The sequence below is a fragment of the Paractinoplanes brasiliensis genome, from assembly GCF_004362215.1.
Lineage (GTDB): Bacteria > Actinomycetota > Actinomycetes > Mycobacteriales > Micromonosporaceae > Actinoplanes > Actinoplanes brasiliensis.
This window is the reverse complement of the sequence record NZ_SNWR01000001.1, coordinates 1,581,240-1,595,905: the sequence shown is the minus strand read 5'-3', so window position 1 is coordinate 1,595,905 and position 14,666 is coordinate 1,581,240. Positions and strand designations below refer to the sequence as shown.

The following is a 14,666-nucleotide window of genomic DNA, read 5'->3' as shown; positions in this document are numbered from 1 at the left end:
GCAGACCAGTGAACACGGCGGAGCTGCGGCCGGCCGGCGAGTTGACCGCCGAGGATCTGGGCAGCGTGCACCTCATCGGCATCGGCGGGGTGGGCATGGCCGGGCTGGCCCGCCTGCTGCTCACCCGGGGTGTCCCGGTGTCGGGCAGCGAACTGCGCGAGTGGCCGGCGCTGGCCGGGCTGCGCGCGCTCGGCGGCACGGTCCACATGTCCCACATCGCCGAAAATCTGGACGGCGTCGACACGGTCGTCTACTCCACCGCCATCCCGCACGACCACCTCGAGCTGGCCGAGGCGCGCCGGCGCGGGCTGCGGGTGCTGCACCGCTCCGAGGCGCTGGCCGCCGCGATGACCAACCGGCAGGCGATCGCCGTGGCCGGCACCCACGGCAAGACCACCACGACGTCGATCATGACGGTGATCCTGCAGCACGCCGGGCAGGACCCGTCCTTCGTGATCGGCGGCGAGATCAGCGAGGCGGGCTCCAACGGCCACCACGGCACCGGCCCGCACTTCGTGGCCGAGGCCGACGAGAGCGACAAGTCGTTCCTGATCTACCGGCCGCACGTCGCGATCATCACCAACATCGAGGGCGACCACCTCAACAACTGGGGTGACCTCGACGGGCTCAAGGCGGGCTTCCTGCAGTTCGCCGAGCTCGCCGAGCCCGAGGGCTTCGTGGTCACCTGCGCCGACGACCCCGGCACGCAGGATCTGATCGCCGCGCTGCGGGCCAAGGGCAAGACCGTTTACACGTACGGCGAGAGCGCCGGCGCCGATCTGTGTATCAGCGAAGTGGTCTCCACCGTCAGCGGCGTACGTTACGAGGCCGAGCTGGACGGCAAGCCGCTCGGCGAGATCAAGCTGGCGCTGCCGGGCCGGCACATGGGCCTCAACAGTGCCGCCGCGGTGCTGACCGCGCTGCGCCTGGGCCTGCCGCTCGACAAGATCGTGGAGGCGCTGGCGTCGTTCCCCGGGGTGCGGCGGCGCTTCGAGCGCAAGGGCATCGCGGCCGGCGTGCGCGTCTACGACGAGTACGCGTACCACCCGACCTCGGTCAAGGCCGCGCTGCGCACGCTGCGCGAGGTGGCCGGCGACGGTCGTCTGCTGGTGGTCTTCCAGCCGTACCGGGTCTATCGCACCCGCGACCTGCAGGCCGAGCTGGCCGAGGGCCTGGCCATCGCGGACCAGGTCATCTGCATGGAGGTCTTCGGGCCGGGCGAGGTGCGCGGGCCGGGCGAGGGCGGGGTGGCGCTGACCGCCGCCCTCGACCTGCCCGCCGGGCAGAAGGTTTTCGTGCCCGATTGGGAGGACGTGCCGGCCGAGGTCGTGCGCCGCAGCCGCCCGGGTGATGTGGTGGTGACCATGGGTGCGCCGCCGATCTCGCTGATGGGCGACGAGCTGCTGGCCGCGCTGGACGAGGCCGACCGGGCCTAGGAGAGGGCATGAGCGGGGGGCGCAACTGGAGGCTGGTGCGGGCCGACACCGACGCGGTGCCGTCCTCCGCGCGCCGTTTCATGGCGCGCGCCCGCCAGCGCCGGATGCGCGCCGCGCTGCCCTGGGCCGTGACAGCGGGGGTGCTGCTCGTGGCCGGGGCCGTCGTCTGGCTGGTCTACGGCACCTCGGTGCTCGGCGTGCGCGAGGTGCGGGTCGTGGGCGTCCAGTTCGTGGCGACGGCGCAGATCGAGCAGGCGGCCGCCGTGCGCGAGGCCGAGCCGCTGGCCCGGGTCGATCTCGACGGCATCCGGGCCCGGGTGCGTGAGCTGCCGCCGGTCGAGCGGGTCGTGGTGCGCCGCAGCTGGCCCTCCACCGTGGTCGTCGAGGTGGTGGAGCGCACGCCGGTGGCCGCCGTGCCGCGGAACGGGGAGTTCGCGCTGATCGACCGGGCCGGGGTGGCGTTCCGGACGGTCAAGGAGAAGCCCGGCGCCCTGCCGCTCGTGCGGGTGGACTTCCCCGGCGCGAAGGACGTGAACACGCACTCGGCGCTGACCGTGCTGGCCGCCCTCAGCGATGAGCTGCGCGAGCAGGTGCTGGCCGTCTCGGTGCCCGCCCCGGCCCAGATCCGGCTCGAGTTGCGCAAGGACCGCACGGTGGTGTGGGGCGACGACACCCAGAGCGACACCAAGAGTCAGGTCGCGACGGCCCTGCTGAAGCACGCCGGCAAGGAGATCGACGTCTCGGCGCCGTCAGTGGTGACTATCCGCTAATATCTCGACTAAGCGGACACCCGGGCCGAAACGGCATAATCTGGTCGAGGTTACGGGTGCGTCGGATTTTCGCCACGTAAGCGGACGCCGACACGCCGCGCCGGTTCTTTGGTTGACGTCCGAAGTCCGCTTACGTTGCCACCAGAGGTTGAGTGGTTGACATAACCCTCACCCTCTAGTAGAGGGTGAGGGTTTCCTCGCCCTCCCTTGTCCGGCAGCGGGTGACGAAGGTGCGGTTCGGCCGGACCGCACGGGGCCCACGACACCCACTAACCCTGGAAGGGAAGGCTGAGCCCATGACACCTCCCCACAACTACCTGGCGGTCATCAAGGTCGTCGGGATCGGCGGCGGCGGCGTGAACGCCGTCAACCGAATGATCGAGGTCGGGCTCAAGGGCGTCGAGTTCATCGCGATCAACACCGATGCTCAGGCGCTGCTCATGAGCGACGCCGACGTCAAGCTCGACGTCGGCCGCGAGCTGACCCGGGGCCTCGGCGCAGGCGCGCAGCCCGAGGTCGGCAAGAACGCCGCCGAGGACCACCGCGACGAGATCGAAGAGGTGCTCAAGGGCGCCGACATGGTCTTCGTGACGTGCGGCGAGGGCGGCGGCACCGGCACCGGCGGCGCGCCCGTGGTGGCCAACATCGCCCGTAAGCTCGGCGCGCTCACCATCGGCGTGGTCACCCGGCCGTTCTCGTTCGAGGGCAAGCGCCGGCAGGTGCAGGCCGAGTCCGGCATCGACGAGCTGCGCAACCAGTGCGACACGCTCATCGTCATCCCGAACGACCGGCTCCTCGCGCTGGGCGACCGCGGAATAAGCATGATGGACGCCTTCCGCCAGGCCGACCAGGTGCTGCTCTCCGGCGTGCAGGGCATCACCGACCTGATCACCACGCCCGGCCTGATCAACCTGGACTTCGCCGACGTCAAGAGCGTCATGAGCGGCGCCGGCAGCGCGCTCATGGGCATCGGCAGCGCCCGCGGCGACAACCGTGCGGTCGAGGCGGCCGAGAAGGCCATCTCGAGCCCGCTGCTCGAGCAGAGCATGGACGGCGCCCGTGGTGTGCTGCTCTCCATCGCCGGCGGCTCCGACCTGGGCCTGTTCGAGATCAACGACGCCGCGCAGCTGGTCACCGACGCGGCCCACCCGGACGCGAACATCATCTTCGGCGCGGTCATCGACGACGCGCTCGGCGACGAGGTGCGGGTCACCGTGATCGCGGCCGGCTTCGACGGGGGCACACCCTCCTACAAGCCGTCCGAGCCGGCCCGCAAGGTGGTGCCGCAGCCGGCCGAGCGGACGGCGGTCGCCCCGCAGACGCCCGCCGCCGCGGCGGCCACCACGACTCCTCCGCCGGCGCCGGCCCAGGCCACGCCGCCGCCGAGGCGCGTTCTCTTCGACGACGTGGACGTGCCGGACTTCCTCAAGAACGGCTCGTGACCGACCAGGGGCGGCGGGCCGAGCTGGCCGCCGCCCTTCGTGAGGTCAACACCCGGATCGAACGCGCGTGCGCGGCCGCCGGCCGGGCCGCGAGCGAGGTCACGCTGGTCGCGGTGACCAAGACCTACCCGGCGAGCGACGTGGTGCTGCTGACCGGGCTGGGCGTCACCGAGGTCGGCGAGAACCGTGACCAGGAAGCGGCGCCCAAGGCCGAGGCGGTCCGTGCCGCGGGGGCGTCCCCGCGCTGGCACTTCATCGGGCAGCTCCAGCGCAACAAGGCCCGCTCGGTGGCCCGGTACGCCGGGGTCGTGGAGTCGGTCGACTCGGTGCGCCTGGCCCAGGCGCTGTCCCGGGCGGCCGCCGAGCGCTCGGAACCGCTCGACGTGCTGGTGCAGGTGAGCATCGACGGCGACACGGCGCGCGGGGGCGCGGCCGGCGACGACGTCTGGCGGGTATCCGACTCGGTCGCCGCCGAGGACACGCTGCGGCTCGGCGGCGTCATGGCGGTGGCACCGATCGACTGGGAGCCCGATCGGGCCTTCGCGGTGCTGCGCGGGATCTCGGAACGCCTGGTCAAGGCCCATCCGTACGCCACCACGATCTCGGCCGGCATGAGTGGCGACCTGGAGGCGGCCGTCCGGCACGGCGCGACACACGTCCGGATCGGCACTTCTTTGCTCGGAATGCGAAACCTGCTGCGGTAGCCTTGCGGCGGGCAGCAAACTACATGGGTGTTGTTTACGCGACACCGTCCGCGACCAGGATTCTGATTCGCCCAGGATTCCGATTCGCACGGCGGGGGCAAGGCGTCGACGGCACAGCACGTCGCGGGACGAGGGACCGACAGGGCCTTCCGACCGTGCAAAGGGGGAATGCGGTACGCCGAGGGGGTGCGTTCCGCAGCAGCGGACGAAGGTGGGGGCACATGGCTGGTCGGGTCAACGCGTGGTGGCGTGATGAGGTGATGGCATGAGCGCGCTTCGTAAGGCGGGCGTGTGGCTGGGCCTTGTCGAGGAGGACGACGACCGCGGCTACAACGATTACGACGACAGCTCCTACCGTCCTCGCAGCCGGTACTCGGGAAGCCGGTACGCCGAGGACGAGTTCGCCGACGAGGAAGACGTCGAGGAGGAGCGTCCGGTGCCGCGGGCGCGTACGGAGCGCAGTCGCGTCTCCGACCGTCTGTCATCGCACACCGACGTGGACGACCACGAACGGGTGGAACGTGCCGAGCGGAGCGAGCGGGCCAGCGTCCGTTCCATCACCCGGCCGAGTACGGTGAGTGAGAGCTCGTCTGCGCTGAGCTACTCCACACGCGAGAACCTTGCCCTCGCGCCGCAGCCGGTGCACCCGCCGGAGACGCGCCCGCGCCCGGCCGAGGAGGAGCAGCGGTACCAGATCACCACGCTGCACCCGACCACCTACCGCGAGGCGCGCACCATCGGCGAGCACTTCCGCGACGGCGTACCGGTCATCATCAATCTCACCGAGATGGATGAGGGCGACGCCCGCCGTCTGGTCGACTTCGCCGCCGGGCTGGCCTTCGGCCTTCGCGGTACGATCGAGCGCGTTACCAACCGGGTTTTCCTGCTCTCGCCGGCAAATGTCCAGGTCACCGCGGAGGACAAAGCCAAGATCGCCGAGGGTGGGTTCTTCGGGCAGGCCTGAGGCGGGCCGCGCGCAGTCCGCCACCCAGATGGGGGATCCGCACGAGTGCTCTCGATCGTGTTCCAAATATCGTATTTGGTCGTTTACATCTTCTTCCTTGTCCTGCTTGCCAGGTTCGTGCTGGGTGCGGTACTCCAATACGGTCGTCGGTGGCAGCCGAGCCGGGGTGCCTCCGCGGCATTGGAAACGGTGTGGAGCGTCACTGATCCGCCCCTCAAGGCGTTGAGGCGTGTGATCCCACCGCTGCGCATTGGTAACGTGAGTTTGGACCTGGCTTCCATCGTGCTGCTGGTTATCCTGTTCGTGCTCATGAGGTTCGTGCTTCAAAGATTGATCCTGAACTTCAGCTAAACAGCAGCCCCAACCGCGGCCGCGACTGACCCGAGGAGTTTCGATGCCGCTGACCCCGGCCGACGTGCACAACGTCGCCTTCAAGAAACCCCCCATCGGCAAGCGGGGGTATGACGAGGAGGAGGTTGACGCTTTCCTTGACGAGGTCGAGCGTGAGCTCGCCCGTCTCATCGAGGAGAACAACGAGCTGCGCGCCCAGGTGGAGCGCGGCGGTCGGGGTGGCGCGCCAGCCGGTCCGAGCGCCGACCCGCGCCTCGCGGCCGAGCTCAACGAGGTCAAGGCGCAGCTCGACCGCGTTCAGCGGGACAAGTCGCAGGCCGAGCAGGCCGCCCGGCAGATGCAGGCCGAGCTCGAGCAGGTCCGTGCCCAGGGCGCGGTCGGTGGTGGCGCCGCTGGGTCCGGTGCTGACGGCGAGCAGCAGGCCCTGCGGGTGCTGATGATGGCCCAGCGCACGGCTGACGACCACGTCGCCGACGCCCGTCGCGAGGCCGACAAGCTTCTCTCCGACGCCCGTTCCAAGGCCGAAGAGGTCACCCGCGAGGCCCGCGCCAAGGCCGACGCCCTCGAGCGGGATGCCCGTCAGCGCCACCAGGAAGCCATGGGCGGCCTCGACGCGAAGCGCTCCGCGCTGCAGAAGCACATCGAGGAGCTCAAGCAGTTCGAGCGGGAGTACCGCACCCGTCTGAAGGCGTACCTGGAGAGCCAGCTGCGCGATCTCGACGGCCGGGGCCAGGGCCTCGAGGCCGAGATGTCGCGCGCCGACTCCGGTCGTGCCGTCGGCGGAAGCGGTGGCCTCGCCGCGGCCGGTCTGGCCGGCTCCTACGGCGGCCGCAACGCCATCGAATCCGGGCGCTGAGTTCCTCCCTCCGGCACCTCGACGAGGATGAGCCATGATCGTTGTTAGTCTCCTGCTCATCCTCGTCGCGGTGACGCTGCTCGTGCTGGGCCTCACCGGCGGGTCGAGCAGCCTGCTCATCAGTTCCATCGTGGCCAGTCTCGTGGCCGCGGTCCTCCTGGTCATCGGCGCGCGTCAGGCCGCCGCGGCCCGGCGGGCGACGCCGGCCGCTCCCGAGGAGCCGGCCGCCCCCGCCGACGAGAACTCCGTCTTCGTGGCCGAGCCCGAGTTCGCCGCCGCGGCCGAGCAGGCCGCCGCGCGCCGGCTCGCTCCGGAAGACGCCGCGCCGGACGATCGGCGCGACACCGTCCAGTTCGACCCGGGTGACGTCGCCGCGGCGCGGCCCTCGGCCGGTCCCGACTTCGCGGCGGCCTCGGAAAGTCCCGCCGCTTACGCCGACCAGGCCGGCGCCGTCCCCGCGGGCGATTTGTCAGCAGATGGTGCCCGTCGTCGGGATCTTGGACCGGACGAGCGGGGTGCTGAGGCTTCCCGTCGCGACGAGGACCCGGCGGCGCCGGAGTACGACAGCGCCGCGGCGTCCGGTTACGACAACGCCGCGGGGCCGGGTCGCGACCGGACCTCGGGCTACGAAAGTGCTCCCGCGGCTCCGGAGCACGGGCGGGGCGCCGACGCTCCGGATTACGAGCGCGCCTCCGATGCGATCAATGCCGCGCGCAACGATATGCCGGAGGAGGACGCGTGGGGCCGCCGGCCCGCAGGCGCTGCGGCGGGCACGGGTGTGCCGGTGACGGCCCCGGAGGCCGCGCAGTTCGCCGAACCCGACGCCGACGACCCCGACGACGAGCCGTTGCCGCAGGCCGTGCAGCCCGCCGACGCCGTACGGGTGGCCCGGCTGGACGCCGAGGTGCTCGTGGTCGACGGGCGTCCGCGGTATCACGTGGCCGAGTGCCCCAGCCTGGCCGGCAGGCTGGCCGAGCCGATCCCGGTCAGCGAGGCCGTCGAGCTCGGCTTCAGCCCCTGCGGACTGTGCCGCCCGGTCGACCGCCTCGTGGCCGCGGCCGCCCGCCACTGACCCCCCCCGGTGCCGCCGGCCCGCCACTGACGCCTCCGGGTGCCGCCGGCCCGCCACTGACGCCCCCGGGTGCCGCCGGCCCGCCACTGACCCCTGCCCAGTTTGTCGCCGCTCCCGACTCCACGGACCGTGCCGGCGTGCCGTTCGGGTCGCCCGTCTCGTGGCCGCGGCAGACCGCGGGCCGGGTCGTCGCGAGCTTGGATGCGCGCCGGTGAGCGGCGGGAAGCGTTGGAAAGGGCACAGCGGAGGGGCCTCCCTCGAAGGGCCGTTGATCGGCACAATGAGGCATGGTCAAGCGCCGCGTTCCCCCGCCCGACGAGACCGTCCTCGCCGTGCCCGTGCGGGTACGCCCCGGCGCCGGACGCAACCGGGTCGGCGGGCGCTACGAAGGCCCGCACGGCCCGGCCCTGATCGTCGCCGTGGGCGCCCCCGCCGTCGACGGCAAGGCCACCGAGGCGGTGCGCCGCGCCCTGGCCGCCGCTCTCGAGGTGCGGCCGGCCGATGTGGAGCTGCGTCTCGGCGCGACGAGCCGCGACAAGGTCTTCACCGTCGCCGCGGCCGGTGACGGGGTCGCCGGACGACTGGCCGCGTTGCGGGACGGTACGGCCGGCCGGTGACCGGTGGGCTCGACTACGCGCTGCTGATCGGCGCAGGCGTCCTCCTGGTGGCGGTGGCCGCCGTCCGCGTGTCGACCCGGCTCGGCCTGCCCAGCCTGCTGGTCTATCTGGCCATCGGCATGGTGCTCGGCGAGAGCGGCCTGGGCATCCGTTTCGACGACGTCGAGCTGACCCGCACCCTGGGCTTCTGCGCGCTCATCGTGATCATCGCCGAGGGCGGCCTGACCGCGCGGTGGCCGACGCTGCGGCCGGTCCTGGGACTGGCCGCCTCGCTGGCCACGGTGGGCGTCGCGGTCAGCATCGCGGTGGTCGGGCTGGCCGTGCACCTGATCCTGGACCTGCCCTGGCAGCTGGCCCTGCTGTACGGCGCCGTGCTGTCGTCAACCGACGCCGCCGCGGTCTTCGCGACCCTGCGCCGGCTGCGCCTGCCCCCTCGGATGGTCGCCACGCTCGAGGCCGAGTCGGGCATGAACGACGCGCCCGTGGTGCTGCTGGTGGTGCTGCTCAGCGCGGACCTCTCCGAGATGCACCCGTGGTGGTACGAGCTGGGCATCGTCGCCTACGAGCTGCTGGCCGGCGCGGCCGTCGGCTTGGCGGTCGGCATGGCCGGGCGGTGGTTGCTGCGCAACGCGGCCCTGCCGTCGGCCGGGCTCTATCCGATCGCGGCGGTCGGCCTGACGGTCTTCGCGTACGCCGCCGGGGCCGTCGTCCACGCCTCCGGGTTCCTCGCCGTCTACGCCGCCGGCGTGGTGCTGGGCAACGGCCGGATCCCGCACCGCCGGGCCATTCTCGGGTTCGCCGACGGGCTGGCCTGGGTGGCCCAGATCGGCCTGTTCGTGCTGCTGGGGCTGCTCAGCTCGCCCAGCCGGCTGGGCGAGGCGCTGGTGCCGGCGCTGGTGACCGGGGTGGCGCTGGTGCTGCTGGCCCGCCCGTTGTCGGTGGTCGCCTCGGCCGTGCTGGCCCGCCCGCTGCGCGGCCCGCGGCGCCCCGGCAACCGGGTGGGCTGGCGGGGGACGGCGTTCTTCTCGTGGGCGGGTCTGCGCGGCGCGGTGCCGATCGTGCTGGCCACGATCCCGCTCTCGGCCGGCACGCCGGGGGCGCGGGGGCTCTTCGACGCCGTGTTCGTGCTGGTCATCATCTTCACGTTGCTGCAGGCGAGCACCCTCGGCCCGGCCGCGCGCAAGCTCGGGGTGACCGCTCCCGGTGAGGCGGCCGAGGTGCGGATCGAGACCGCGCCGCTGGAACGTTTGAACGCCGAGATGCTGCAGCTCGACGTGGCTGAGGGGTCGCGGCTGGCCGGGGTTCACATCGACGAGCTGCGCCTGCCCGAGGGCGCCTCGGTGACCCTGGTCGTGCGGGGCGGCGCCGGTTTCGTGCCCGGCCCGGACACCCGGCTGCGCACCGGCGACGCCCTTCTGATCGTGGCCACGGCGGCCGCGCGGGACGTGGCCGAGCGCCGCCTGCGGGCGGTGAGCCGGCGGGGGCGGTTGGCCCGCTGGTTCGGCGAGGACGGCGCAGAGGACCCGGCGTCGGGTATTTGACCCGCCTTTCGCGGCGTTTCCGGCCGATTGGGCGCATGATCCGGTACGCGCTGTTGTCACTGCGGTATACGTTCCGTATCCTTGCCACCCTTGAAGAGTGCGCGGCTGGTCGTTCGGCCGCGCCGTTTGTGCAGGTGGGGCAAGATCTACTGCGCGGCCGCGCGGGGTCGGGGCGTGAGCCGATCGCCGGGTGGGCAGAAAACGACAGAGAAGCCGGGCCGGCGCCGGGGACGCCGGTCGGCTCAAGGGACGCTGACCGCCGCGTGGCGCGCGGCTGAGGGAGCGACGATGGCCAAGGCAACGGGCACCAGAGCGGCCGCAAGCAGCACGTCCGGGCAGAAGGGCGCCGCCGGGCGGACCCGCAGCGCCGCCGAGACCGAAAAGATCCGGGTCGCGCTGGTCGAGCGGCGCGACGAGCTGCAGGCCGAGTACGACGCCTCGCTCGCCGAGATCACCGAGCTGCAGCGCGGCCGGCTCGACGACTCGGCCGGCGACGACCAGGCCGACACCGGCACCAAGACGTTCGAGCGTGAGCAGGAGATCACTCTGGCGAACAATCTGCTGGAGCGGATCACACAGGTGGAACGCGCCATCGACCGCCTCGGCGAGGGCAACTACGGTTGGTGCGAGCGATGCGGCAACGCGATCCCGGTCGAACGACTGGCGGCGTTCCCGTCCGCGACTCTCTGTGTGTCCTGCAAGCAGCTGGAGGAACGACGCTGAACGCCGACGACCAGGCGGAGGTGACCACGGTGGACGAGCCGGCGCCGGCGCCCAGGCCCCGGTTCACCGGCCGCGCCATGGCGGTTCTGGGCGCCACCGCCGTGCTCGCCGTGGCCCTCGACCAGTGGACCAAGTGGCTCTCCACCGAGAATCTGGACGAGGGCAATCCGGTCCGCGTCCTCGGTGGCCTGATCTACCTCTCGCTGCTGCGCAACCCCGGGGCGGCCTTCAGCTTCGGCAGCGACCACACCTGGATCTTCCCGGTGGTGACCCTGGTGGTCGTCAGCTGGATCGGCTACATGGCGACGCGGCTGCGGTCGGTGCCGTGGGCGGTCGCGCTGGGCCTGGTGCTCGGCGGCGCCCTGGGCAACCTCGGCGACCGGCTGTTCCGGGCGCCCGGCCCGCTGCACGGGCACGTGGTCGACATGATCAGCCTCTTCGGGCCGTACGCGGAGTACTTCGCGGTTTTCAACATCGCGGACAGCTGCCTCAGCGTCGGTGTCGTGCTGGCGGTGCTGCTCGAGCTCACCGGCCGGCAACGCGACGGCAGCCGGATCTCCGTACGGAAGAAGAAGGAAGAGGCACAGTGAGCTCGCAGCGGTCCCTCCCGGTGCCCGACGGGCTCGACGGGATGCGCCTCGACCAGGCCGTGAGCCGGTTGTTCGGGTTGTCCCGCACGGCCGCCGCGACCCTGGTCGAGTCGGGTGACGCGTTGGTCGACGGCATCCCGCGCCCCAAGTCCGACAAGGTCTCGGCGGGCGCCTGGCTCGAGGTCACGTTGCCCGCGCCCGTGGCGGCCCCGGTGGTGGTGGCCGAGCCGGTGCACGGCCTGAAGGTGATCTACAGCGATGACGACATCGTGGTGGTCGACAAGCCGGTCGGCGTGGCGGCGCACCCGAGCCCCGGCTGGACCGGCCCGACCGTGGTGGGCGGGCTGGCCGCGATGGGGCAGAACGTCGCGACCAGCGGCGCCGCCGAGCGGCAGGGCGTCGTCCACCGGCTCGACGTCGGCACCACCGGCATCATGGTCGTGGCCAAGAGCGAAGTGGCGTACAGCGCGCTCAAGCGGGCCTTCAAGGAACGCGAGGTCGACAAGCGCTACCACGCGGTCGTGCAGGGCCACCTCGACCCGCTGCGCGGCACCATCGACGCGCCGATCGACAGGCACCCGACGGCCGACTACCGGTTCGCGGTGATGTCGACCGGCAAGCCGAGCGTCACCCACTACGACACGGTCGAGGCGTTCCGCTCGGCCAGCCTGGTCGACGTGAAGCTCGAGACGGGCCGCACCCACCAGATCCGCGTGCACTTCTCGGCGCTGCGGCACCCGTGCGTCGGCGACCAGCAGTACGGCGCCGACCCGACGCTGGCGGCCCGGCTCAAGCTGACCCGTCAGTGGCTGCACGCCCGCGAGCTGTCCTTCCTGCACCCGCGCACACTCGACGAGGTGCGTTTCGTCAGCGACTATCCCGACGACCTGAAGTACGCGCTGAGCGTGCTGCAGGACGCGAGCTGATCCGGGGGAGCGGACACCGGTGGGACCGGCGGAGCGAGTACGGGGGCCGGTCCTGCGCGGCGCCCCGGCCGTGCGCATGGCCGCCACGGTCGCGGCCGTGTCCGCCGGGGTTGTGCTGCTCGGACTGATCTGGGTGAGCCGGCCCGACGTCGTGCCGCCGGAGGACCCCAGTGACGTCGTCCGCGTCGGGGTCGTCCAGGGCCAGTCGGTGCCCGGTTACCTCGACGCGAGCCGCAGCGAGCTGGCCGCCCTGACCGATCCGTCGGCGCCCGCCGCGGGCGAGACGTGGGCGCTGGTCAGCCTGGCAGGTTATGTCGGGGCCGGACCGCTGCCCGACCTGCTCGCGGGCACGGCCGTGGCCCAGGTGTACGCCCGGGTGCCGTTGCCCGGCGCACACACGCCGGTCGTGCGGATCCCGGTCTATCGGCTGCCCGCCGACGTGATGACCGGGATGCTCGACACGGCCCTGGCCCGCGATCGTGAGCACGCCGAGTACGAGCAGCTGGCCCGCCGCCTGACCGGGGACGACGACAACCGGCAGCGGGCCCGGCGGGCGTACGCGACGGCGGCCCGGACGGCGGCCCAGGAGGCCTCGGCGTACCGGTCGGGGTGTTCGTGTGTCTTCGCGGCGGTGGTGCGTGCGGCGCCGTCCGCGTTGCGCGAGGTGGCCGGCCGGGCCGGTGTGCGCGCGGTGGACCCGGCCCCCGAGGTCAGAAGCCTCGACCGTACGGAGTTCCGGCCGCCGCAGCCCGAGCAGACCGGCACCGTCCCGCCCGAACCGTCCCGTTCGCCGGCCGTGCCAATGGACACCGGGGGCATTGCCTCCCGCCCGCCCGCGCCGATAGTGTCGTCGCCCGGGACGCCTGTGACATCTGCCTCATCGAGCGTCGCCGCACGCACCACCCCGCCTTCCACCCCGGCCTCGGAGGAACGTTCTGCCGTACCCTCTGCCTCGGACGCGACTCCTGCTCACGACGCGACCAGTCGTCCGCCAGCACCTTGAGCCCGGCCCGGACGTTAGTTTCTTCGTCCGCCGGTGGCGCGGCCCCTGACGGCCGTGGTTCTTCAGAACGGGCAGTGGCCCGATCGGGGTTAGCTCCGTAGCCTGTCAGGGGCGAGGAGCCCGGGCGTAAGCATCATCGAAAAGCATGTGCAGGGAGGACGAGCCGTGGACGGGACCGAGACCGGCTGGGGCCGGCCTGCGGAACCAGCCCCGCGATGGCGGGCGCTGCTCGACCGCGCCCGGCACGGTTCCCGGTCGGCCGAGGAACAGTCCGAGCACGAACGCGAGAGTCAGAACGGGCAAACCGACCCGCAGCAGTACGGGCAGCCTTTGCCGACTCGCCGCCCGGTCAACCCGCTGGACGCCCGCGGGCAGCAGTACGGCTCCGGGCGGTACGAGCAGCCCCGCCCCGAGCAGCAGCCGCCGCCCGAGCAGCGGGCGATGCCGCAGCGCCCGGTCAACCCGCTCGACCCGCGCTGGCAGGCTCGTCAGGCCGAGCTGAACGGCGGCGGTCGCCGGGGCGCCGCTCCGCCGCCTGCCCCGGCGCCGCCGGTCGAGGAACCGCACAGCTTCTTCAGCCCCTCGGCGCGGCCGCCCGCGGCGCCGCCGCCGGGCCGTGACTACCCGCAGGTGCGCGCCTCGGCCGCCCCGGTGATGCCGGTGCAGCCGCCCCCGGTCCAGCCGCCGCCGGTGCAGCCGGCCCCGGTGCAGCCGCCCCCGGTGCAGCAGCAGCCGCCGATGATGCCTTTGGCCCCGCAGCCGACCTCGCCCGCCGCCGCGCGCATCGAGTGGCGGCAGAGCCGCGCCGACGAGGAGCTCGAGCGCGCGGTGGCCGTGATGCGCCGCAAGCTCGGCAAGCCCCGGGTGCTCGCGTTCGCCAATCCCAAGGGCGGCGTGCACAAGACCACCGCCACCGTGCTGGCCGCCGCCACGATCGGGAGCGTCCGCGGCCGCGGCGTGCTCGCCTGGGACGACAACGAGCTGCGCGGCACACTCGGCCTGCGCGCCGGCAGCGCCCGCCATGCCCGCACGATCAAGCACCTGCTGGCCGACCTGATGCAGATCGAGAACCTGCACGGCGACGGGTTGCTGCAGGAACTCGACGGCTATCTGCGGCACGCTTCGGACGGCTCGTACGACGTGCTGGCCGGCGAGGAGAACCCGCGCTTCGCCCAGCGGCTCGACCAGGCCACCGTGCGGCGGGTGATGGATCTTCTCCGGCGCACCCACGACGTGATCTGTGTCGACACCGGCAACAACGTCGAGAGCGTGAACTGGCAGACCGTCATGCGCCAGGCCGACCAGCTCGTGATCACCACCGTGCCCCGCGAGGACGCCGCGTTCACCGCCGACTGGATGCTCGACGTGCTCGACGACAGCGGGATGGGTGACCTGGTCTCCAACGCGGTGACGCTGATCTCGTGCCCCTCGCCGGGTCCGCTGCCGTTGCTCAACGACTTCGCCAAGCACTTCGCCACCCGCACCCGCGCGGTCGCGATCGTGCCCTACGACCAGGCGCTCGAGGTGGGCTCGTCGATCGAGTACGCGGACCTCCAGCAGGAGACGCGTACGGCGTGGCTCAAGGCCGCCTCTGTGATGATCGAGCCATTCGCGGAGTAGGCCGCGTGGGGCCTCCCCGATTGTCGGTGGGTGCGGCTATCCTCGCTCGGG

The 14,666-nt window shown here is 72.3% G+C and carries 14 protein-coding genes and 1 pseudogene; all 15 read left to right on the top strand.

Going from position 1 to position 14,666, the window contains the following annotated elements; translation table 11 throughout:
- The first annotated feature begins 8 nt into the window (after nt 1-8).
- The 15 genes and pseudogenes from murC to C8E87_RS06690 all read left to right on the top strand — a co-directional run bounded on the left by murC (nt 9) and on the right by C8E87_RS06690 (nt 14,615).
- Complete coding sequence (murC, locus tag C8E87_RS06760; protein ID WP_133872282.1) at nt 9-1,436, top strand: UDP-N-acetylmuramate--L-alanine ligase; 1,428 nt, start codon at nt 9-11, stop codon at nt 1,434-1,436.
- 8 nt (nt 1,437-1,444) lie between these two features.
- On the top strand, nt 1,445-2,206 hold the full coding sequence (locus tag C8E87_RS06755) for a cell division protein FtsQ/DivIB (RefSeq protein ID WP_133872281.1): 762 nt from the start codon (nt 1,445-1,447) through the stop codon (nt 2,204-2,206).
- Between the two features lie 296 nt (nt 2,207-2,502).
- Nucleotides 2,503-3,648 (top strand): cell division protein FtsZ, encoded by a 1,146-nt coding sequence (gene ftsZ / locus C8E87_RS06750; protein ID WP_133872280.1) that lies wholly within the window; start codon nt 2,503-2,505, stop codon nt 3,646-3,648.
- The gene (locus C8E87_RS06745; protein WP_133872279.1) at nt 3,645-4,352 is read left to right on the top strand and encodes a YggS family pyridoxal phosphate-dependent enzyme; all 708 of its coding nucleotides are present in this window, start codon (nt 3,645-3,647) and stop codon (nt 4,350-4,352) included. The genes ftsZ and C8E87_RS06745 overlap by 4 nt, the downstream gene beginning before the upstream one ends.
- 265 nt (nt 4,353-4,617) lie before the next feature.
- Nucleotides 4,618-5,316, top strand: a complete 699-nt coding sequence (locus C8E87_RS06740) for a cell division protein SepF (RefSeq protein ID WP_133872278.1) — start codon at nt 4,618-4,620, stop codon at nt 5,314-5,316.
- Between the two features lie 45 nt (nt 5,317-5,361).
- A complete protein-coding gene (locus tag C8E87_RS06735; protein WP_133872277.1) occupies nt 5,362-5,667 on the top strand; it encodes a YggT family protein in 306 nt (101 codons plus the stop codon).
- Between the two features lie 43 nt (nt 5,668-5,710).
- Complete coding sequence (locus tag C8E87_RS06730; RefSeq protein WP_133872276.1) at nt 5,711-6,523, top strand: DivIVA domain-containing protein; 813 nt, start codon at nt 5,711-5,713, stop codon at nt 6,521-6,523.
- Nucleotides 6,524-6,557: 34 nt separating this feature from the next.
- Nucleotides 6,558-6,743, top strand: a pseudogene (locus tag C8E87_RS46920) (hypothetical protein); the annotation flags it as partial.
- A gap of 1,139 nt (nt 6,744-7,882) precedes the next feature.
- The gene (locus C8E87_RS06720; protein ID WP_133872274.1) at nt 7,883-8,212 is read left to right on the top strand and encodes a DUF167 domain-containing protein; all 330 of its coding nucleotides are present in this window, start codon (nt 7,883-7,885) and stop codon (nt 8,210-8,212) included.
- Nucleotides 8,209-9,753: a potassium/proton antiporter gene (locus tag C8E87_RS06715; RefSeq protein ID WP_133872273.1), complete on the top strand. Its 1,545-nt coding sequence runs from the start codon at nt 8,209-8,211 to the stop codon at nt 9,751-9,753. The genes C8E87_RS06720 and C8E87_RS06715 overlap by 4 nt, the downstream gene beginning before the upstream one ends.
- A gap of 288 nt (nt 9,754-10,041) precedes the next feature.
- Nucleotides 10,042-10,476, top strand: a complete 435-nt coding sequence (locus tag C8E87_RS06710) for a TraR/DksA family transcriptional regulator (protein WP_133872272.1) — start codon at nt 10,042-10,044, stop codon at nt 10,474-10,476.
- Between the two features lie 77 nt (nt 10,477-10,553).
- Nucleotides 10,554-11,066: a signal peptidase II gene (lspA, locus tag C8E87_RS06705; protein ID WP_133876670.1), complete on the top strand. Its 513-nt coding sequence runs from the start codon at nt 10,554-10,556 to the stop codon at nt 11,064-11,066.
- Between the two features lie 41 nt (nt 11,067-11,107).
- Entirely contained in the window at nt 11,108-11,992 is an 885-nt protein-coding gene (locus tag C8E87_RS06700; protein ID WP_239080577.1) for an RluA family pseudouridine synthase, read from the top strand.
- A 19-nt stretch (nt 11,993-12,011) separates the two neighbouring features.
- Nucleotides 12,012-12,995, top strand: a complete 984-nt coding sequence (locus C8E87_RS06695; protein WP_133872270.1) for a hypothetical protein — start codon at nt 12,012-12,014, stop codon at nt 12,993-12,995.
- 165 nt (nt 12,996-13,160) lie between these two features.
- On the top strand, nt 13,161-14,615 hold the full coding sequence (locus C8E87_RS06690; RefSeq protein WP_133872269.1) for a MinD/ParA family ATP-binding protein: 1,455 nt from the start codon (nt 13,161-13,163) through the stop codon (nt 14,613-14,615).
- Nucleotides 14,616-14,666 lie beyond the last annotated feature (51 nt).

What these genes read in the sequence shown, in the direction of transcription:
- lspA (WP_133876670.1), top strand. Translation starts at nt 10,554, where the DNA reads ATGGCGGTTCTGGGCGCCACCGCCGTGCTCGCCGTGGCCCTCGACCAG.
- C8E87_RS06755 (WP_133872281.1), top strand. Translation starts at nt 1,445, where the DNA reads ATGAGCGGGGGGCGCAACTGGAGGCTGGTGCGGGCCGACACCGACGCG.
- ftsZ (WP_133872280.1), top strand. Translation starts at nt 2,503, where the DNA reads ATGACACCTCCCCACAACTACCTGGCGGTCATCAAGGTCGTCGGGATC.
- C8E87_RS06700 (WP_239080577.1), top strand. Translation starts at nt 11,108, where the DNA reads ATGCGCCTCGACCAGGCCGTGAGCCGGTTGTTCGGGTTGTCCCGCACG.
- C8E87_RS06710 (WP_133872272.1), top strand. Translation starts at nt 10,042, where the DNA reads ATGGCCAAGGCAACGGGCACCAGAGCGGCCGCAAGCAGCACGTCCGGG.
- C8E87_RS06740 (WP_133872278.1), top strand. Translation starts at nt 4,618, where the DNA reads ATGAGCGCGCTTCGTAAGGCGGGCGTGTGGCTGGGCCTTGTCGAGGAG.
- C8E87_RS06720 (WP_133872274.1), top strand. Translation starts at nt 7,883, where the DNA reads ATGGTCAAGCGCCGCGTTCCCCCGCCCGACGAGACCGTCCTCGCCGTG.
- C8E87_RS06730 (WP_133872276.1), top strand. Translation starts at nt 5,711, where the DNA reads ATGCCGCTGACCCCGGCCGACGTGCACAACGTCGCCTTCAAGAAACCC.